Annotated in this window: 13 protein-coding genes; 4 read left to right on the forward strand and 9 right to left on the reverse strand. The window is 38.0% G+C overall.

Translation table 11 applies throughout. The features are described from left to right. Positions 1 to 196 precede the first annotated feature (196 nt). Genes cobN through AC1EU2_RS06200 form a run of 3 tightly spaced genes read right to left on the reverse strand, consistent with a single transcriptional unit; the run spans position 197 to position 4991 of the window. The gene (gene cobN / locus AC1EU2_RS06190; protein ID WP_480297153.1) at positions 197 to 4126 is read right to left on the reverse strand and encodes a cobaltochelatase subunit CobN; all 3930 of its coding nucleotides are present in this window, start codon (positions 4124 to 4126) and stop codon (positions 197 to 199) included. Then, on the reverse strand, positions 4123 to 4461 hold the full coding sequence (locus AC1EU2_RS06195; protein WP_480297154.1) for a DUF2149 domain-containing protein: 339 nt from the start codon (positions 4459 to 4461) through the stop codon (positions 4123 to 4125). Before AC1EU2_RS06195 ends, cobN begins: the two co-directional genes overlap by 4 nt. Positions 4462 to 4463: 2 nt before the next feature. Further along, on the reverse strand, positions 4464 to 4991 hold the full coding sequence (locus AC1EU2_RS06200; RefSeq protein WP_480297155.1) for a MotA/TolQ/ExbB proton channel family protein: 528 nt from the start codon (positions 4989 to 4991) through the stop codon (positions 4464 to 4466). 231 nt (positions 4992 to 5222) lie between these two features. On the opposite strand from AC1EU2_RS06200, the gene AC1EU2_RS06205 reads away from it, so the two are divergent. Next, positions 5223 to 7409, forward strand: coding sequence for a TonB-dependent hemoglobin/transferrin/lactoferrin family receptor (locus tag AC1EU2_RS06205; RefSeq protein ID WP_480297156.1), 2187 nt, complete (start codon positions 5223 to 5225; stop codon positions 7407 to 7409). A gap of 108 nt (positions 7410 to 7517) precedes the next feature. On the opposite strand, the gene AC1EU2_RS06210 is transcribed toward AC1EU2_RS06205, so the two are convergent. Continuing rightward, positions 7518 to 8423 (reverse strand): LysR family transcriptional regulator, encoded by a 906-nt coding sequence (locus tag AC1EU2_RS06210; RefSeq protein WP_480297157.1) that lies wholly within the window; start codon positions 8421 to 8423, stop codon positions 7518 to 7520. Positions 8424 to 8497: 74 nt separating this feature from the next. Here AC1EU2_RS06210 and AC1EU2_RS06215 point away from each other — a divergent pair, with 74 nt between their 5' ends. Further along, entirely contained in the window at positions 8498 to 8872 is a 375-nt protein-coding gene (locus AC1EU2_RS06215) for a Cif family virulence factor (protein WP_480297159.1), read from the forward strand. A 63-nt stretch (positions 8873 to 8935) separates the two neighbouring features. On the opposite strand, the gene AC1EU2_RS06220 is transcribed toward AC1EU2_RS06215, so the two are convergent. Then, complete coding sequence (locus AC1EU2_RS06220) at positions 8936 to 10480, reverse strand: patatin-like phospholipase family protein (RefSeq protein WP_480297161.1); 1545 nt, start codon at positions 10478 to 10480, stop codon at positions 8936 to 8938. A 113-nt stretch (positions 10481 to 10593) separates the two neighbouring features. Here AC1EU2_RS06220 and AC1EU2_RS06225 point away from each other — a divergent pair, with 113 nt between their 5' ends. After that, the gene (locus AC1EU2_RS06225) at positions 10594 to 11280 is read left to right on the forward strand and encodes a DNA-3-methyladenine glycosylase I (protein ID WP_480297162.1); all 687 of its coding nucleotides are present in this window, start codon (positions 10594 to 10596) and stop codon (positions 11278 to 11280) included. Between the two features lie 149 nt (positions 11281 to 11429). On the opposite strand, the gene AC1EU2_RS06230 is transcribed toward AC1EU2_RS06225, so the two are convergent. From AC1EU2_RS06230 to AC1EU2_RS06245, 4 genes are all read right to left on the reverse strand, one after another. After that, entirely contained in the window at positions 11430 to 11963 is a 534-nt protein-coding gene (locus AC1EU2_RS06230) for an Mpo1 family 2-hydroxy fatty acid dioxygenase (RefSeq protein ID WP_480297163.1), read from the reverse strand. A 102-nt stretch (positions 11964 to 12065) separates the two neighbouring features. Then, a complete protein-coding gene (locus tag AC1EU2_RS06235; RefSeq protein ID WP_480297164.1) occupies positions 12066 to 13367 on the reverse strand; it encodes an amidohydrolase family protein in 1302 nt (433 codons plus the stop codon). Between the two features lie 107 nt (positions 13368 to 13474). Next, complete coding sequence (locus AC1EU2_RS06240; RefSeq protein ID WP_480297166.1) at positions 13475 to 16117, reverse strand: ankyrin repeat domain-containing protein; 2643 nt, start codon at positions 16115 to 16117, stop codon at positions 13475 to 13477. Between the two features lie 2 nt (positions 16118 to 16119). Next, positions 16120 to 18828, reverse strand: coding sequence for an ankyrin repeat domain-containing protein (locus tag AC1EU2_RS06245; protein WP_480297167.1), 2709 nt, complete (start codon positions 18826 to 18828; stop codon positions 16120 to 16122). Positions 18829 to 19036: 208 nt separating this feature from the next. On the opposite strand from AC1EU2_RS06245, the gene AC1EU2_RS06250 reads away from it, so the two are divergent. After that, complete coding sequence (locus AC1EU2_RS06250) at positions 19037 to 20869, forward strand: DUF885 domain-containing protein (protein ID WP_480297168.1); 1833 nt, start codon at positions 19037 to 19039, stop codon at positions 20867 to 20869. Positions 20870 to 20878 lie beyond the last annotated feature (9 nt).

Raw genomic sequence — 20878 nt, forward strand, 5'->3', positions numbered from 1 at the left:
GAGAAAGAGATAACGGATCGATTAGGTCTACTTATTCCAAGTTTTGTAGATTATATACGCATTAAAAATGACAACGATGTATTAATTTATACCGCTCGACAACAACTCATATACCTTAGTTCATATCGTATTTGACCGCTTTTCAAATAAAAAAGTAGGCATTTCAGCCTACTTTTTATTTGAATAGTAATTTGAGCTACTGTTTTTCGATCCTTTGATAAGCAAAGCCACCAGCAAAAATCATAAAGATAAGTAAGTATAACCATTTATCATTTGATTCAATCTCTTCGGCTTTGACTTGCTCTTCAAGCTTTTGCCCTGTAACTTGCTGGGTTGTTTGTGCAGCTTGGTTAGCACTTACCTCTGGCTCAGCTTGCCCCGGAGCTAACGGCGCTAAACCAAAGCCAACATTTTGTGTTTGCACGTATTCAGTAAACTTTTCATTGTCCGTAACCACATCATGCTTGTTAGCTAACTCAGTATAAGTTTCGAGCATTTTCTTCAGCGTTTCAGCATCCGGCGCCCAATAACCTTTCCGAGCCGCTTCTAACATACGTTCGATGATTTGAGCTAATGCTTCTGCATTATGCTCTTCGAAGAACTTCTTCATCTCCATTTGATATTTATCATCAACGTAGACTTCGAAGAATTCTTGCCAGTGATCATCACGAACTGCTTCTGGTGTCATCACTTCCCAGCCCCACATGTTGTTCATGCGATCAAGAATGGCTGTTGCGCCCGCATAGCCAGAATCTTGCATCGCTTGAATCCAACGCGGATGGAAATAACGGCTGCGCATTTCTTGGTTTAAAAAGTCCTTCATGGTTTGTGCTTTTAACTTGTCTTTCTTACGCAAGTTAGATATATACATTTCAGGCGTTTTACCATCAAGGTGGCGTACAGCTAGACCTAAACCACCAAAGTATTGGAATGGATCATCGTTAGTTAGCAACGCATAAAGGTTGGTTGAGCGTGAGAAAATTGCTGCATCCGTACCTGAAAGCACTTTTGCATAAAGCTCATCACCACTTACGTTTTCACTCCAACGTTTTTCATCTTTACCAAAGGCATAACCCATTCGGCGCAGATATAAGTCCGCTAACTTATCATCCGTTTCCCATGTATCAGACGCCAAACTTGAAGCTGCCAGACCTGTACCATAGTTACCTGTCTCATTGGAGAAAATACGAATAGACGATAAGTAATCAGCATCTTCTTCCGACTTACCTTTTTCGAGTAAGCTCTTTTTAAGCTCAGATGCATGGCGGTAAACAAAGTTGTTTTCTTCTTTCATCTTCGCCACTTTGTCTATCGCTTCGGCTAGCCATAGCATGACGTTCGGAAATGCATCTCGATATAAACCTGTAGCCGAAATCACCACATCAATACGAGGACGACCTAAGTCTTTATATTCGATAACCTCAGTACCGCTGATGTTACCTTGACGATCCCATTTCGGTTTTAGACCCAGTGCGTGCAGAATTTGCGCTTCTAGTGCACCTTGATGACGCATGGTTTCCAGCGACCACAATGAGAAAGCTAACTTTCTAGGGTAGCGACCGTTTTTCTCAACATAATCAGCAATGGTTTGATCCATCAATTTCACACCTGCTGCATACGCTTCTTTTGATGGTACTTTAGCTGGGTTGAAACCGATTAGGTTACGGCCAGTCGGTGCAACTTCAGGGTTACGAATTGGGTCGTTACCATAGCTAACTGGAATATAGTTCGCTGACAATGCTTTTAATAAATTTTCTATTTCAGCAATATCATTGAAATTGTTCCAATACTTGGTGGCTTTCTCAAGCCCTTGAGCTAACTCGCTGTCTTCATCGATATCAGACAGTTTAGTCCCAGCTAAATGCGCTTTGATTAATTGGAAGCCTTCTAACGCTTCTAGCTTAACCACATCACGTTCATCTTTTTGTTGATCATCTGCAATTGTTAAACCATGTTCTTTCTCGTAGACCACGGCTTCTTTAACAAATTCTTCTCCCAACATTTGCAACATCGTCGAATAAAGGTGTGCATCTTCTGGAAGTAAACCAAAGATATGAACGCCTAGAGGTTGGCTTTGCTCTGAAAGTTCAGTTAAATGGTCTTGAATCTTGTCGATTTGATTAGCAAAATCCTGCGCTAACGCTTCTGGCATTATCTCTAAATCGTTGAGAATGTTTAACGCAGTCGCTTGCTCAATGATGGCTTTTTGAGTGTTCTCTTTGGTTAAGCCTTCTTCAAGCAAAACATAATTACCAAACAACTCATTAAGCTTAGCCATTTCAGTATACAAACCCGCTTTAGCAAACCCAGGCGTTAAATGACTGATCATGGTTGCACGACCACGACGTTTGGCCTGCATGGCTTCGCCAACATTATCAATAATGTACGGGTAGAATACTGGCAAATTACCGACTGCTAGCGAAGGTGCATCAAATACTGACAAACCACGTTCTTTACCTGTTAACCATTCTTGTGAACCGTGAGTACCTAAATGAATGTAAGCGTTCGCTTCAAACTGAAGTCTTGTGTATAGGTAAATCGCAAGATAGCTGTGATTAATTGGATTTTTGGTATCGTGATAGAGATTAGCGTGCTCCTTGGCGTCTTTCCCGCGAACACCTTGAGGTAGAACAATCAGGTTGCCTAAATCCATTCTTGGGATAACAAATGCACGACTGCCATTGTGCTCAGTCAACATTCCGTTATCTTCAACCTTACCCCAACGGTCAACAATCGGCTGACGAACGTCTTCAGGTAATGCGTTAAACCACTCAAGATATTTCTCGATTGGCAGGTAATCCGCTAACCCTTTTTCGATGAGTTGACTTGCATCTTCTTTGCGGTAGTAAGGGCGAAGCAACAAACCTGCGTTTTCGATTAACCATTCAGAGGTTCGAGGGTTTACGTCATAACCTTGCGCCTTCATTGCATGTGCAATTTGCTCGATTGAACTTGGCACATCTAAAAATGCTGCACCAATATTCTTTTCTCCCGGAGGATAATTCCAGATAAACGTCGCCACTTTCTTATCTTTATTTGGTAAATGCGCCAATTTAGCATGGTTGATAGCACGCTCAACCAACGCATCAAGTTGATGCTCCATGATCACTTTGCGACCGTTTTCAGTTGCAGTAATGACGATAGGATCTGTACTTCCCGTATCCTCTGGCATCACCAAGAAGAAAGGCGTTAGCGATGCAGAAACACCTGCATGATCTGCTTTATATTGCGCTTCATCACCTTCACTGTAATTCAGGGCATGAATTACTGGCACACCGATTTTTTCAAACTCAGCACGACGCTTAGCAACATAGTGAAGTGAACGATGATTGATCATTAAATCAATTAATGGGCCATTTTCATCGGTAAGCAACTCTGGGTAAGTTAATGATTCATCGTTACCTTCAAAAAAGAACGCAAACGCTTTTGCACCTTTCGATTCCAGACGTTTAATGATGGCATCAACAACGTGTTGTTGTTCGTAGTCGATACGAGCACGGTGAATAGCGATAGCAATGCGGCTTTGGCCTTCAACAGGATTCAGCCACTTGAAAAATTCGTTTTTATCGCTAGTCATCACACCCGGAAAATCTGGATGATAAGCACCAACATTTGGTACGATGCGAACATCTTTAGCGACTTCAGTGCTTAACTTGAACACTTTGTTACTTAAAAACAGCATCATATTGCGGTAGTTATCACGCCCTGCGTTTTTGTAATAAGCACCAACTTGCTTTGCAAGCTCTGTTTTAACACTTTGGTTCATGTCAGCGTTATGAAGATCGCCTAATGAAATAACCGCAGTTTTCGGGAACATTTTGACATTTGGCTTGTACTTAGCAAACATCATGTTCGACAGCATCGGGTTGATGCCGTCCATCAGAATTAAATCAGCTTTGCCCCAGTCAGCGGTCACTTGCTCTTCTGACTTTCCTTTCGTGGAGAACTGCTCAAGTTTGAAAGGTTGATCTTTTGCTAATTCAAGCAGCAAATCTGCTTTTGCCTGAGAGCCATGCCCAGACATAAAAAGGTAAACAAGCGGTTTGTCAGCATCTGCTGAAAATACTGCTGTTACCTGACTGAAAAACAACGATAGCGCCGTTAACAGTGTTGTTATTATTCTCATTTTAAATTCTTCTCCGAGCCATTCTCTTGTCCTTCTGGTACATAAACAAAACTGCCATCAGACATACGGTATGCGACACCAGCTCTCGCACCTTCACCTGAACCAATGTCTCCCGTCGATTTATATTGCTTAATCTCTTTGCCTTCTTTAACAATCACTTCCATATTTGGCTTGCCCGCATTTTTAACCACAGTCACGTTATCAGTTGAGAAAACGTTCAGCGGGTTCTGAGCAATGGAAATCAAAAGTGCAGCGATGATAACGAGGAACACATCAATCAGGTTTACTGCGCTGACAATTGGATTGAGCTCTTCATCTTCTTCGAGAAAGCGCATGTTCACTCACCTCGTAATTTACGTATATTGATAAGTTCATCAGCAAACCAGCGCTTCTTAACTGATGCAGGCCAGAACGTTATCGTTGAAATAACAAGACCCCAAATCACCGCTGCGAATGCAACAATTAAGTTTTCGCTAATACCTTGAATGTTGCCATCAGATAAGGCTTTTAATGCTGGTCCCATTGGGATCATAGTGGCAATAAGACCTAACATTGGAGCGATACGAGTAACAATTCGAAGCTTTTCAAGTTTTTTTAAAGCAAAAACTTCAAGCTCATCTTCCGACGCTGTTAAATTTAGTACGAAGTAGTTATGTACTGTGTAGCCAGCAACTCTACTCGCATTACCTTGCATAAGCTGCTGTTGATATTCACTGCGTCCTTGCTTACGTGCTAGATATTGGGAAATAAAATGCCCAAGTGCAAAAAATGCATAAATAAACAGCACTAAAATCGCCAATAACACTGGCATCATTAGTATTTCTGAAACATTTGCCATCAGGCTTTCGATTGATTGGATATTCACAGTTTCCATCTCTACTTGTTTTGAACGGCGCAAATTTAACGTAATAACGACATTTAATCAATAATTATAATGCGAATTATTATCATTCGTGTTGATCTTAACATTTTTTAAAGTATGATAACCGCCAATTAAAGTTGATAACTATTCTCATTCCTATACTTATAGCTATTAACGTCAATATTAATGTTGGGCTCTAGCACTGATTGGCCCTTACTTTAAAAGGACATGTATATGTTGAAACCTGCACCGAGCTTGATGGCACTTGCTATTTCTACAGCACTTTATTCAAATATTTCTGCTGCTGATGAAGCACCTAAAACAGCAAAAGAAGAGCTGGAAGTGATTGTAGTCAGTGGCACTAAGACCGAGAAAGCGCTAAAAGATGTTTCCGGTAGTATTTCAGTTGTAACTGCTGAAGATATTGATAAGCAAGTGATCACTGATCTGAGCCAACTTTTTCAGTACGACCCAAGCGTGCAGGTAACAGGTACAGACGGCCAAGCACAAAACATTGTGGTTCGTGGTATGGGTGGTGACCGTGTGCTTATTATTAAAGATGGCATGCGTGTAAACGAAGGTTACGGTGCAGACGGCTTAAACGACATTGTAGGTCGTGGCTTCATTGAAACCGATAACCTTAAACAAGTTGAAGTAGCAAAAGGCGCATATTCTTCACTTTACGGTGCAGACGCACTAGGTGGTATTGTTGTTTTTGAAACCAAAGATGCCAGTGACTATGTAGCAGAAGGAGATACTTTTGGTGGTAATGTCAGTATCGGCTATGCAAGCAACACCAAACAAAAAAATGCGTCAGCGACCTTAGCGCATAATGCTGGTAATTTTGAACATTACGTCAATGTGGTAAAGCGTGATGGCGAAGAGTCTCAAAACTATGACCAAACTAAAAAACCGCTTGATATCGAATCCACCAGCGTTTTCTATAAAGCCGCTTACGAATTTAATCATAAAAATAGACTGACTTTCAGCGCTGATATTTGGAATCAAGATGTTGGTGCTTTAACCGCTGATGGTTTACTCGGTCCGTTTCGAAGTCTTTCTCAATTCGGCTACAACATTGTTTCTGAAAACTCTAAAACAGAAAAAGAAGCTCAAGCATTCCAAATGCGTTTTATGTCTCATGGAGCCACTGCGCTTTATGACTTCTTAAATGTAAACCTGTATTCAAATCATACTCAGCAAGAAGATGTTGAGTTTGGTGCATTGGATATCAACGCTCCTGCATTTGGCGTGAAAGAGAAGCGAGACATGTGGCGCTTTGCTAATTATGAGCAACAAACCTATGGCCTATTATCGAATGCTAACAAAGTACTAAATGATAACCATACCTTAGGTTTCGGCTTTGATATTGAGAACACAGAAAGTCAACGTACCACACGTGACTACCGTGAATACCACCGTGATTCTGGTGATACGTCAACGGATGTATCAGAAAATAAGTTCCCTAAAAATGATACGTTAAGAGTGGGTGCATATATCAATGACGAAATCAGCTTATTGAGTGAAAGACTCACTGTCACTCCAAGTATTCGTTTTGATTATTACAAAATGGATCCAAACGGCGTGAAGAAAGAAAGTGGCGAATCTTTCAAAGTGATCAGTGACAACAACGTATCCCTTAATCTAGGGGCCATTTACAAACTGAATGATGATGTTTCAGTGTATGCGCAGTATGGTCAAGGTTTTAAAGTACCAGCATACGACTTGGCATATATTGAGCATGATAACAGCCAATATGGCTATAAAGTGATTCCAAGCGACGATCTTGCACCTGAGAAAAGTGATACTTATGAAATTGGTTTAAAAGGCAGTTTCGGTGATTTAGCGGTAACTACAGCACTTTACTACAACACATACGATGACTTCTTAGCGACTGAAGTGGTCAGTATTGACACTGTACCTAATCCTTATGATCCGGCTAACCCAAGCGAACTCATTACCTATCAGTATGCCAATATTGATTCGGTAACCATTAAGGGTGTGGAGTTAGGTTTAACCTATTACTTCAGTGATGAGCTTAATATTTTCGCAAATACTTCATATCAGCACGGTAAAGACGATACAACAGATGATTATTTAACTACGATTAACCCTTTTTCCGGTGTTGCAGGTATTAGCTATGAAGTAGAAAGTTTATCATCGTCTCTGATTGTAAATTGGGCGGACAGAATGACTAAAGTGAACGAGAGTCAGACTGAAGCAGCAGGTTATGCAACGGTTGATCTTCAAATCGGTTATCAATTTAATGAAAACTTAGCATTAAACTTGAGCGCTAAAAACTTATTCGATAAAGAATATGTGAGATTCAACAATGTTGTAGGTCATGATGAAAGCTCAGATTTATCTTATAACACTTCTCCTGGTCGTAACTTCAACGCAAAATTAATATATAAGTTCTAACTCCTACGATTTGATATACGACGAAAAGCCAGTGACAATCACTGGCTTTTTTGTTGCACAAGCTTAGTTACGCCTTTAATCCAACGTAAAGTACGTAAGGTAAGTCATCTACCTTTTACTTTTATCGAGTAATCTTCTAATTTCGTCAATGCAAACATTAACGGTTAGAGGAGTGTGCTGCATATAAGGATGAAGCGCATAAATATGATTTATTTTTAAATGATGACTTGGAAACACTTCGACCATTTCATCTACATTTTTGAAAATAAAATCAGGCACAACCCCTACCCCCACCTTGTTTTTTAACAATGCTAAACAAGTATGATACGAGTTGGACATGATATCGGCCTCTTTCTCATAAACGAATGAGCCCTCCATGTCGGACTCCAATTGGTGAACAATCGTATTATGTTGCCAATGGTTAGCAACATAAGGAGTTGTATCGTCAATACCTTTATGAAGTAAATCAGCATGAACACACAACACATCCCTAAATTCACCAATGCGCTGTTGTTTCATTGAACTGTCTTTTGAGCTGCCAACTCTGATGGCTAAATCAATTCTTTCACTGGCAATATCATTGTGCTTATCACTACTAATAAATTCGGGCTGTACTTTAGGGTAACGCTTAATAATATTTGATAATGCAGGGACAACAATAGAATCCATCAGTGCATTAGAAGCTGTTATTCTCAATCGCCCTTGAGGTTCACTGAGCGTGTCTTTTGCTGTCAGCATCGCTTCTTCAGCAATCACATTTAATTTATGACAATATTGGTAAAAATTTTCACCGGCCGTTGTAAGACTTTGTTTTCGTGTTGTCCTTTTTAAAAGAGTAATGCCCAGCTCCTCTTCCAAGTTTTTTAAGTGCTGGCTGATCACAGACTTTGACACTCCGAGCACATCTGCAGCCTGAGAAATCGATCCTTCCTCGACAATATGAGCAAATACTGACATGCCTTTCAACTGCTTCATCAACTTACCGCCAATTGTTTCATTTTTCTTAACTATCAATTCTGATTACTTTGTTTTTATTAAACAATAGATTTATTACTCTTTTTGCAATTCATAAATCAATGGGGTCAAACATGTCACAAGAAGTATTAGAAATTTGCAAACAAGGTATTGCGGGTTGGCAACAAGCATTCAATAGCCAAAATGCTGCAGGTTGTGCTGAAAAGTATTTAGAAGATACAGTAATGGAAGCTCGTCCATTTGGTACCTTTAAAGGTCGTACTGAGATCCAAGGGTTTTGGCAGAACATTATTGACCAAGGTTTTAAAGATGTTGATTACACAGACATTGAATGGACACAGGCTGAAAATGGTGAAGGATACATTTTGACTTCAAAATGGACGATGAATAAAGCATTCGGTGTAGTACATCGCGAACATTGGATTATCGATACAGATGGTAAAGCCCGCCTGAAAAGCGATGACTTTGAAGTTCAAGGTGAACGTTAATCTTAGTCTAAAATCTGTTTTAAAAGGTTGATGCCCCGCTGGTGTGCATCAACCAGCTTTAGATCATGTTAAATGGCCACGACTCATGAAGGCTTCTTTTTGCATGTGATGTCTGCTTCTCTGCGTTTGATCTAACCCTATTTCACTCACTTTTCTATAGTTGTGCTTTAAAGATTCAGAGACTTCACACTTTTCTTTTACTGCATCTTCAGAAGATCTAGTAATTAACCTTGCAAAACTTTCTTGTGTCTTATCTAGGATCTCATCAAACTTTTCTTTGGCTTCTTTAAAAGCAAATGAAGATATACCTGTATCAATAAAAACCAAAAGCTTGTCTTCAGATTCAACTGCTGAAGCTAGGCTATGTTGTTCTGCTTTATATAAGTCGTACCTTAAGAAAAACTTAAAAATACGCTGTTTAAAATTTAAACCTTTAGACTTAAGTGCTCCCTCTGCTGTTGAGAAGGCAAACACTATCGACTGTTTAGATTCAAGGTAAGCATGAGGCGAGTTATTAGTGATCCCTCCATCAGAAAAAAATAAATACTCTTCACTTTTTAACTTATTTGGAAGTTGCTTAAATTTATTCGCTGCGATTTTAGTATTCTCGTGAATAAAAGGAACACTTGCGCTTGCAACAATACCATCAACAATCGACAACTGAGGGCTATTTTTATTAGAAAAACTAACTTCGTGTTTTTGATTACAAGTGCCGACTATAATTAATTTCTTTAACCCAAGTTGTTGTAAATTTGGAGCTATACTTTCCTGTGAGCACTCTCTCAGCTTCCCGATCATTTCAGGGTCCATGCTTTGCTCATCATAATCCTCAAGAGAGTAAACCCTTAATAATTCCAGCTGCTCAAAAGTGAGGGTTCTGAGATCGTTTCCTTCTAGAGGAAGGTTTACTCTCTCAAGTAAATTTATAATTGCTTCTTTATGCGCCAATAACCCTAGAGAAATTACCTCAGCCGCACTCTGATAAAGCATAGCTTTACTCACACCGCTTTGTTGCGAGCACTTTCTAAGCCACGATTCAATTTGTTCAGGCGTTGCTCCAGTAGCAACTGCAGCTGCAACCGCTGAACCGGCTGAAGCACCTGCAACTTCATTAACTTGATATAAAGCCCTTGGTGAATACACTTTCAAGACACCACAATGCCCAATAGCTTGGGCACCTCCCCCTGAAAAACAAAGTCCTGGATAATCGAAAATATTAATCCCAACTTTTCTGACCTTGAACCCACTTTCAGCCAATTGACTAATAGAATACGAAGAGTAAGGAATATCGCATGGATCCCCACCTGTCGCTCTTATCAATTTCTCATCGGAATCTGATAACGTATCATTATTCATTTCAAAAGCTGGATTTCTTACAGAGTGCATTTGCTGTGAAATGTCTGGTGAGTCATGAGTTAGAGCCGATGGTTGCAGTTTATGAAAAAGAGTAAGCATTGGCTCTTGGGTTGAGTCATCATAATTGACGATAAACTGTACAGGAGAATCTTCAAAACCAAGAATAGCAACCAGCAACTTATTTTGTTCAAGATCAGAGGTCTCAAATAATGGATTTACAGCCCCAACGTTACCTAAAGCTAATTCTGACATTTCTATAAAAATACGAGTAAAGATGAAGTATTATAGAACTACATACGATAATACTGAGCTTCGTTAACTAAAATTAATTTCTAATTAGTATTAATACGATAGTGAGCCATGAAATGACACAAGAAAGGTTTGAAACCATTTATCATCGTGCTGCAGAGCGAAAAGGCGGTGCAGAAAACTTAGAACAACTGTTATCTAAACCTCTTTCACATGACGATATACTCCAAATTAAAGATGACCGCTGGCTTTCTATTTTTACAATGAAGGTTTTTCAGTGCGGTATATCTTGGCAAGTAGTTCGTAATAAATGGGACAATTTTGAAGATCATTTTTTTGGCTTCAAACCTGAGCTATTGCTGATGCTCTCCGATGAACAATGGGAGGAAAAAGCTCGAAACCCTAAAATTATTCGACACTTAACTAAAGTAATGACCATTCCAGCCAATGCTCAGATGTTGGTAAATGCCAGTTACGAGCATGGCTCTTTCAGCAAGATGGTTGCAAGCTGGCCAAAAGACAATATCACTGGATTGTGGGAATACTTAAAAAAACACGGAAAACGTTTAGGTGGTAATACCGGTGCGTATGCATTGCGCCAAGCGGGTATTGATACTTGTATTTTATCTTCTGATGTCGAAGCTTACCTTAGAAATACAGGCATCATTGACTCTGGAAGAACAACGAAAAAAGCGATGAAAGCTGTTGATGCGGCTTTTGCTAAATGGCATCAAGAATCAGAAAGAAGCTTAACGGAAATCAGCCAGGTCATTGCTTTTAGCTGCGGTGAAAATAGAGTTTAATGCCAATTACAGTAATTAAATACTCAACTCAGAGCTATGTATGCGCACAAAGTACAAACGAAATTGATGAAGACACAGTTGCTCTACATTGAGACAATTTTGTGCAGTAATTTTTGCGCATACCAGTTCCCGAAGGGCAAAACTAAAGACTAGCTCTTTGCGGCTTTAGCCTCATCAAACTTCTGACGAATGGCAACCGCTTTGTCTGTAATTTCATTTTTAAGGCCTTTTAATAACCCTATTGCAAAAAACGTTTCTGCCATCAAAAATAAAGGGCCAATTAATAACTGATTTAGATCATCAATAAATGCTGGCTTAGCTTTTTCAAATTTATGTCCCACCAGCTGAAAAATCCAACCAACAACAAACACTGCTAGTGCTATCCAACCACCATATTGCATTTGTGCTACAAGATCAGCACTGTAAATAACAGGAGCAATAAACAGCAACATACCAAGCGCTAGCCCCTTGTGTAGCATCACATAGTAAACTAAAACAACGAGTGCGAATCCGTAACCAAAAGTAAATTCATAGCCACTCTCACCTACTGAAAATCGAAGTAAACTGAACCACACAAAGATTGACCAAATAATTGTGGGAACACCTATGAAGTGAGTCTTAATATTGTCAGCATCCAAATGCACGCTCTTGTAGATTGAGAGCTGTTCAACGATCGTTTTCATACGTTGTCGAATCCTTATAATTTTAATTTTAAGCACTCAATTTAGCCGACTTTTGAAATGATGAGAATATCCATTCAAGAAATACATCATTCTTTTTATGATTTAATCAGCATTTTTGTGTACGACTTTTCCTCGCTGAATAACCACTTCAGGTCTGTTTAGAAGCGCTAAATCATCAAGAGGATTTGCATTAAACAGCAATAAATCTGACTCATAGCCAACTTTTATCAAACCATAATTGCCTTTTACCATTGGGAAGTTCGCAGCGTTTACCGTTAAGCTTTGCATGACTTCTAAATTAGTGAACCCTAAAAGCTCAAGAGCACGAACTTCACGTTGAAATGTATCGGCATATGAAGCTTGTGAATAATCCGAAAAATCTGTTCCAAATGCATACTGAACGCCTAAATCTATTTGTCTTCTGATCAATGGCCTAACATCATTTTTAACGTTAGAAATAAACGAGTCACGCTCACTTTCATCGATATTCATAGGATCGTAATTGTGTGCAGTTGTCACAACTGGTGTATTTGCGTTCGCTAAAATTTCTGAAAGGTTCGAACCATTCACATCAACACTGTTATTTTCAGGGAAAGGGCTATGAATAAATGCATCGATATTTAATAAAGCTAGAGAAGCGAACTCCGCATTCGCAATAGTGTGGCTGACAATGGGAAGGTCAACACTCTGTCCGAATTGAATCACTTGAACAGTTAAACTGTCTGAAAGACGCTCATATGTCCCAATAGGCTCTCCAAAACTTGAGTCATAAATGACTTTTATACCATCAGCACCAACCTCAACAAGCGACTTCAACATTTCAGACACATTTGATTGTTCATCAAGCTCAATTAATAAGTTATCTTCACACCATTGAGAGCCCTGACAAAGAATTTCACTAAACCGGCTTTGAGAGTTAACAACAACCTTACCAACCGTAAAAACATTGGGGGCAATAGTGTTTGATTGTTTAATACGTTCTCTTTCTTCGAACATAAAAGGGGTGAATGAAGCTGCATCAATAACTGAAGTAACACCAGATTGAATTATCTCTGAATTAAACTTAAAGAGTGTTGATTGATAATATGCCAAGAAATCGGCTTCACTTTGTATTACTGATGTGTTTCGAATAAAGGTTAAATGGACGTGAGCATCAATAAAAGCCGGAGATACAAAAAGCCCTGTCCCATCAATAATAGATTTTCCTTTCATAGCTAATGAGTCAATTTTTACAATTTTATCCCCTCTTACTCCGATACTCTTTTCTTCACTAATACTGCCATCAGTAACATCAATGATACGAACATTATTAATGACTAAATCGAAATCGTCTTGGGAACTGTCGTTACAACTTACGATAAAAATGAAAGCAATAATGATTAAAGGTCTGCAAACCTGGTACATGACATTACATCCTTGTATTTTGTGTTTTTACACATAATAAAAATATAGTTCACAATTTGATTAGAAACTCAGGAACAGTATGCCTTCAAAGTCAGCAAGCTATTACATTAAGGTTTATTCAAAAAATCTACTATATCTTTAGCTTTAAATTGCTTAGCTAGATCGACTAACGTATATTTAACTCCTGTTTCGAGCTCATCTGGAGCATTCTCCTTATACTCCAGAACAACATCTGTACTCGCTCCAGCTTTGACCAGTAACTTTACAACCTTTAAGTTTTTATACTTAACCGCCATCATAATGGGAGTCATGTTTAATGAACACTCAGTGCGCACTTCCAATCCAGATTTAGGAGTATGCTTTAAGAGCTGCACAATAGTTTCGGCTTGAGCTTTGTTTATCGCGATATGTAAGCAATTCCAGCCAGCAAAACCGCCTTGCTGGCAAATAACACAAATATCACCACTGTTTTTATATTTTTCTATTAGCTTACCAACAAGTTCACTTGCTCCAACATAGGCTGCTTGATGTAGAGCTCCATAATTATTTTTTCTTTTCTCTGCTAAAACAGGGTATTCAGGAGCTTCAGCAATCATTAATGGGATTTCTACGGCGTCTTTAATAATGGATCTCATTAAAAGATCTTCATATGAACCTAACGTTTTACTTTCACGATTTGCACCATTACCCCATAATTCAAAGAATGCTTTGGGGTGACCATGAGCTGCAGCCAAATCTAGAGCAGTTTTGCCGTCTTTATCTTTTTTAGAAACAATATTGACACAAAGTGGGTTTCGCAGCCTTAACGCCCTCACTACCCCATGTTCTCCTCTTTTCGCAGCGATTTGAAGTAACGTTAAAGGTTCATCTTCATACATAAAAGTTTGAGTGAGAACATCTCGAGAAATATTACCAATAATAGAGCCCAACATATGATATTTTTTATTTTTTAAAATGCTTTTCAAAACTAATATTTGGGACTCCAAAGCTCTACTCTTTGGCATTGTACTATTCCCCAATTCCAACATTTGTGTCACTCCTAATAATTTGTCTGCTCTAACACATAGTTCAATTGGATACTGACTTCTATGATTTTTATGATGAAAATCAAATCCAGCCTTTAGTAATGCTTTTAGCATTTCATCATTAAAACAATTCATTAAAGCATGATAAAGACTGTTTCCTTTTTCATCTCTATGTTGATATAGCTTAATATCACTCAAATTCACTACTGAAAGTACATCTTTTAATCCATGTTTAAACGCAAAAAATAGTAAAGTCTCTCCCTTATTATTTCTTGCCGTAAAAGGTATAGAGTCCCCCCACAATTTTTTCAATAAATTGGGGTTGCCTCCTTCAGCTAAGACTTTGAAAGATACCTCCTCTTTGATTTTTTCCGGGAGTTGTTGTAAATCTTCGGGCTCTATATTTTGAATTAATTCAATTGGGAAATGATGGCAATAGCCAATTGGAATGGATCTGTGACGAATTAACGTTGTTAAAGCAGTAACCCTTAACTGAATATCATCAGAGTACCTAAACACCATTATAGCCAGCCATGAAGAGCTCTTTATAAGAGTAGAACTAGTTTCATCATTAAAACTTTTTAGCTTCTCAGCAATGATGAACTGTAGTGGCTCAATATTGAGTGACTCATTGGCACCACTTTTTCCAACATCTGCCCATTCATAAATGCTTTCTAGAACCTCTGAGAATTCCTTTACTGAGTGAGCTGAATTCAACAAGTCTGTAATCAATCGAAATTTGATGCTGGAATTAGCATCCGTAAACTGAACCAACCTCAAATTTTTTGCAGTAAAGTTGGTTAAGGTTTCTCCATCAGACTGAACAAGAATCAAACCGAAAAAATCATAGACATTCCAACCTGCTCCTCGAATGAGTAACTGTAACTTACAGTTACTTTCTTCGGAATCACCGACCCTACAAGGAAATCCTAATTCCCTAAAAGAGTTTCCACCTTGGCTCACACTTACTAGCTCTTTTTGCTCTACCTCAGTTAATTCTTCATTAATTTGATCGTGCAAAGACAATAGTTCTGACAAAACATCTTCTTTAACACCATGCTCAGACTTTAAAAGGGAATATAAATTTGCAGGAGAAAAAATAATTGAAAGAAAGTCGCCATATGAGTTACTGGATAATACAGCGACACTTTTTAAAAGAGGACCTTCAAATACTGGTAAAGTTTTACTTTGTTCGTTCAAAATGTGCGCTTTATATTTAATATGGTGCTTTCTAGCAATACCAATATATTTTTCTTGAAACTCCAGAAATAAATCGCATTGTTTGTTACAGGTTTCAGTATATGCAGTCTCTCCAAAGACAAGAAGCAGCCATAAATGACTTACCGTATTTGATAATGCAACAGAAAGAGTCTCCCCTATTTCCATTTCAGATAAATGATTAAACAATTTAACTTTATTATTTGAATCAATCTTTGTTGTTTCAATCCACTTAAGTAAAGTTAAACTATTTATAAAAAGTTTTTTCTGGTCAGAAAAACTAAGTCTATGAACTGAATTAACTACATTTTTATGAAAATGAGCAACAGCTTGGTTTAGTTCTTCACAATCATATTTGTTGTTAAAAGATTCTACGGCATTACCTAATACTTTGATGAAATTATTTTCACTACTATCAACAACTTCAAAATCCTCTTCTCTTAAGTTATCCATCTTTGCTGCAAAAAAAGAAGGAAGCGTTACAGGGTATTTTGGCAATGACTCCATGATCATAAACTCCTTGTGCCTTTTGCTCGAGCTCTCTCAGCTTTCTTTATAAGCTGGGCCACCTTGTCACAATTTTCACTTTTACTTGAAGAGTTCTCTCTATGGATACTTGCGGCTTTTCTTGCCAAGCTTTCGGCAGTATGCTCTTCACCTATTTTATACTTTTCGTTGGAATCATTTGTTACTTTCGATTTAGGCGTTGTATCTGCACCTACATCAATTAGGCTTTCTACAAATTTTATATTTCCGTCTTTTGCTGCGAACATTAGTGGAGTGAATGCTATCCGAGAACCTCCATATGGCTTGCTCTTAAGATTTAAATTTACTCCATCAATTGATAACAAAACTTCAAAGTGATTAAACCGATTTATCTCAATAGAATAATGCACTAAAGGTAACTTCGACTCAGCCTCGGGGATATCATTAATGACTTTAACAAATGCACTACACTCGAAAAAAAGCTTAAGATCATCCACATTTTCGTAGTAGATAAAGCTTTTTAATATCTCATAACATTTTTCAGATTTTTTATCTGCCCCACCCTTAAAGCAAATTGATTCAACTTTTCTAAACAACTCTGCATTTTTACCTTTTATAGCCAACAGTATCGGATTTTGTTGATCCTTAGAAAGCTTAAACGTACTTTCGAAATTAACCCCATGAGCCAATAAGACATTGAAACAATCGAAATGCCCTAACTTCATAGACAATTGAATTGGTGTTAATCTTCCGACGTCTTTATTAACATTTGCGCCACTTTCAATTAACCTTTCCAACATCTCAGGCTCATTTTCTTGAACAGCTAAATGCAATGGTGTTTGCTTACAAATTCCCACTTCGTCTATTAGTTCTTGTTCGGTCTTAATAGCCTTTAAGACTGCATTAAAGCTTTTGAAGCAATGGCATGAAATAGCAAAATGAAGTGGGTATTCTTTATCTGATGCCCCTGAAAGAAACATACCTAAACAATCAGGGTTATGTTCGGCTATAAGAGTGATAACTCCATTGTGATGACCTTTAATAGCATAAAAGAGGGCGTTTTTACCAAATACATCTGTTCCATATACATCTCCGTCTTTAACACAGTTCCCAAGCAAGAATTCTACTATTTCAATACGTCCGTATTTAGCAGCAATAATCAATGCTGTACTCTGTTGAAAAGATCTATCTTCCCAATCAAGGTTAAATTCCAAAATAAGCTTTTCAACTAAATCTGCTAGCCCTAATTCGATAGCAACATAAAGAATTGGTTCTCCTTTGGTACTTGTAGCCCCCTTAATTTCATTTGCTGAAAATTTACCATTTGAAAATATCCAATTGATGAGTTCCCCGTTTTTGCTTTTTAGAGTCGCATCGAGTAATGACCTCCCCTCATAAGAATGAGCTGAAAAATTAACTCCTGCAGAACATATGTACTGAACGAGTGAACTTTGTCCCTTTTCACAACTAACAAATAGAAACGTTTTACCATTTTCATCTTTTATTTTACATGCACTACTTAACTCCTGTTTTGAGATTAAGCTATCGGCAACTTTATCCTTACTCGAATGAACAGCTTCACAGGCTAGTTTGAATCTTGCATTGGGTCCTAAACATTTATGGAACAGTGATGGTTCAGTTATGCTTAATAAATCTAAATTCCAGTATGGGTTATCTTCATCAATACTCAACGCTCCACTCTCTAGCTTTTTACTCACCGCAACTTTTAACTCATCTCCTTCTAAAAGCATACAAAGTAAGTTAAGCATTTTCTTATTCTGATACTTTGTGTCGCAATGTGAGATAACATCGAGCACTGAGCGAATGTCTTTGCTATACAACTTTAGCTTCGAATAAAACAAAGCCTCGCATAAGCTCAATAATTCAGAAGATAGTTCAGGAGATAATTGATTTGTTGTTGAGAAAAATGATCCACCTACCCTCATTAACTCATCTAAATTTTCACATTGCTGAATTCGGTAGGCTAAACATCCAACTAACTTACTTTGTGATATTTTTGACCAACTAGTCGCCTCTGTCCCACTTGCTAATAAAGCATCATCTTGCACATCTTTTGATATTCGACTTCGGATTACTAATGGATTAAGCAATTCTCTAAGAGCTTCTGCACACATCATTGCATTGTTGCTAAGTTCAATTGACTCGGTTCTTCTCTTCGGCTTTGAAATTGGAGTAAAATATAGTGACTCATTCGATGTACCAACAGAACGTTCTTCAACATATTTTTTTGTTTGACTCAAATGATGACTGGTGACAAAGTCGTCAAGTAACTCATGCGTGGCAGCAGTGATTTGTTCTTCACTTGCTGAGTCATATAAAGCAACCCAGGATTTAATTTCCTCTAATTTATTTGATATCACCTCTTCATCATCTGGAAATCCACAATTACAAAGGTATTTATTCCAATGAGCAATATTAACACCTTCTTTTATAGCCAACTTGACTAACAATTCAGTAAGTTCTTGTTTTTGTGGTTGATCAATATTGGGATTTTTTGAAAAGTTTATTAGCAAATTACAGAAATTTTTTACATCTTGATTTTGGGACTCTATTGCAAATTTCCTAATAATATTAGGAAAAGCATCCTGATCAAATGAAGTCTCATCATAACTAGCAGCTTTAGTTGAAAACTCTGAGCAATGAGTTTTTCTCTGATCCAAATGATAATTCTGAAGATCACGAGCAGCACTTAAAGTTTGCAGTTGTTCCATTTTGAGAAAGTTAGATGAAAAAGATTAAGGTATGAAATTAACATCTAAAGGAAACTGAGTGAATGAATAGTGAATAATGTTTAATCTAAAATGAGTCTTCATTCAAACTACAAATAAAATAAGTCTGAAACATTTACTAACACTAATATTAACAATTTCACATTTTTCTTGATTAGGATCACACTATATTTTCCAATGGACCTAACCAATGAAACTAAAAACAACAATAAGCGTTGTAGCGCTATCTTTGTCTGCTTTATTAGCGGGCTGTAACAGCACAAGTACCCACTCGCCACAAACCGCAGCAGAAACTCAAGTTAAGCAATCTGAAACTGAAAAGGCCAATGCATTATTTGAACAAATGTTCATGGAAAATGTAATGGCAAGTCCAATGACCCAAACTTATCTTGGTATCAAGAAAGACTATGGTAAATGGGATGAAATCAGTGAAAAGGCAAGCCAAGAAGATTTAGCTCGAACTAAAGCAGATTTAAATAAATTAGCTGACATTGATACGTCAAAATTAGATGCACAAACTTTACTGAGCTATAAACTTTTAAAACAAAACCTTGAAAATCAAATTGCTGACTTCAAATGGCGCTTCCATAGCTACCCAGTCAACCAAATGTATGGTGTTCACTCAACTACACCATCATTTTTAATCAATCAACATCAAATTACAAACGTTAAAGATGCACAGGCTTATATCAGCCGTTTAAATGGCATCAAGCCACGTTTTGAGCAGTTAGAAACCGCTCTAAAAGTGCGTGCTGATAAAGGTATTATTGCGCCTAAGTTTGTTTTTAATTACGTTATTTCAGACAGTAAAAACATCGTTGAAGGTCAACCTTTCACTAAAGGCAAAGACAGTGTTTTATGGGCTGACTTTAAAAAGAAAGTGGCTAAGCTACAACTAGAAAAAGCTGAAGAACAACAACTTCTAAAAAAAGCAAAAGCTGCATTGGTAAACAATGTCGGCCCTGCTTATAGCCAGTTTATTGCTTACGCTCACAAACTAGAGAATCAAGCTGATACTCGAGATGGCGCTTGGAAGTTACCTGAAGGTGAAACGTTCTATAATAACGCTCTTGCACGTACTACAACCACAGATATGACCGCAAACGAAATCCATGAACTTGGTTTAAGTGAAGTAGCACGTATCCACGGTGAAATGCGTCAGATCATGAAGAAAGTGGGTTTTAAAGGTAGTTTACAAGACTTCTTCAAATTTATGCGTGATGACGAGCAATTCTACTATCCAAATACGGATGAAGGCCGCCAACAATATCTAACTGAAGCAACGGCTTTAATTGATAACATGAGCAGTCGCTTAGATGAAGTATTTAAAATCAAGCCAAAAGCACCATTAGAAGTTAAGCGTGTTGAGGCATTCAGAGAAAAATCAGCAGGCAAAGCATTCTACAACCAGCCTGCACCAGACGGCTCTCGTCCAGGTATGTATTACGCCAACCTTTACGATATGAAGGCGATGCCAATTTATCAAATGGAAGCCTTGGCTTATCACGAAGGTAACCCTGGTCATCATATGCAAATTGCAATATCTCAAGAACTTGAAGGTATTCCTAAATTCCGTAAATTTGGCGGTTACACCGCTTATATCGAGGGTTGGGGGTTATACTCTGAATACTTCCCTAAAGAAATGGGATTATATCAAGATCCATATTCTGACTTCGGTCGCTTAGCCATGGAGTTATGGCGTGCATGTCGTCTTGTAGTAGACACAGGTATTCATGAAAAGAAATGGAATCGTGAACAAGGTATCGAGTATTACACAAGCAACACACCAAACGCCGTATCTGATGCTGTGAAAATGGTTGAACGTCATATTGTGATGCCTTCACAAGCTACGGCTTACAAAGTGGGGATGCTAAAAATTCTAGACCTAAGAAGCAAAGCACAAAAGCAATTAGGCGATAAGTTCGATATCAGAGACTTCCACACGCTAATACTCAAAAACGGCCCATTGCCATTAGACGTATTAGAGCAGCAAGTTGATAACTGGGTTACTGAAAATAAGTAATTATTTATC

Source organism: Parashewanella sp. 2304DJ23-3 (genome assembly GCF_056591695.1).

What these genes read in the sequence shown, in the direction of transcription:
- AC1EU2_RS06220 (WP_480297161.1), bottom strand. Translation starts at nt 10,480, where the DNA reads ATGTCAGAATTAGCTTTAGGTAACGTTGGGGCTGTAAATCCATTATTT.
- AC1EU2_RS06245 (WP_480297167.1), bottom strand. Translation starts at nt 18,828, where the DNA reads ATGGAACAACTGCAAACTTTAAGTGCTGCTCGTGATCTTCAGAATTAT.
- AC1EU2_RS06240 (WP_480297166.1), bottom strand. Translation starts at nt 16,117, where the DNA reads ATGGAGTCATTGCCAAAATACCCTGTAACGCTTCCTTCTTTTTTTGCA.
- AC1EU2_RS06225 (WP_480297162.1), top strand. Translation starts at nt 10,594, where the DNA reads ATGACACAAGAAAGGTTTGAAACCATTTATCATCGTGCTGCAGAGCGA.
- cobN (WP_480297153.1), bottom strand. Translation starts at nt 4,126, where the DNA reads ATGAGAATAATAACAACACTGTTAACGGCGCTATCGTTGTTTTTCAGT.
- AC1EU2_RS06215 (WP_480297159.1), top strand. Translation starts at nt 8,498, where the DNA reads ATGTCACAAGAAGTATTAGAAATTTGCAAACAAGGTATTGCGGGTTGG.
- AC1EU2_RS06250 (WP_480297168.1), top strand. Translation starts at nt 19,037, where the DNA reads ATGAAACTAAAAACAACAATAAGCGTTGTAGCGCTATCTTTGTCTGCT.
- AC1EU2_RS06195 (WP_480297154.1), bottom strand. Translation starts at nt 4,461, where the DNA reads ATGCGCTTTCTCGAAGAAGATGAAGAGCTCAATCCAATTGTCAGCGCA.
- AC1EU2_RS06230 (WP_480297163.1), bottom strand. Translation starts at nt 11,963, where the DNA reads ATGAAAACGATCGTTGAACAGCTCTCAATCTACAAGAGCGTGCATTTG.
- AC1EU2_RS06235 (WP_480297164.1), bottom strand. Translation starts at nt 13,367, where the DNA reads ATGTACCAGGTTTGCAGACCTTTAATCATTATTGCTTTCATTTTTATC.
- AC1EU2_RS06205 (WP_480297156.1), top strand. Translation starts at nt 5,223, where the DNA reads ATGTTGAAACCTGCACCGAGCTTGATGGCACTTGCTATTTCTACAGCA.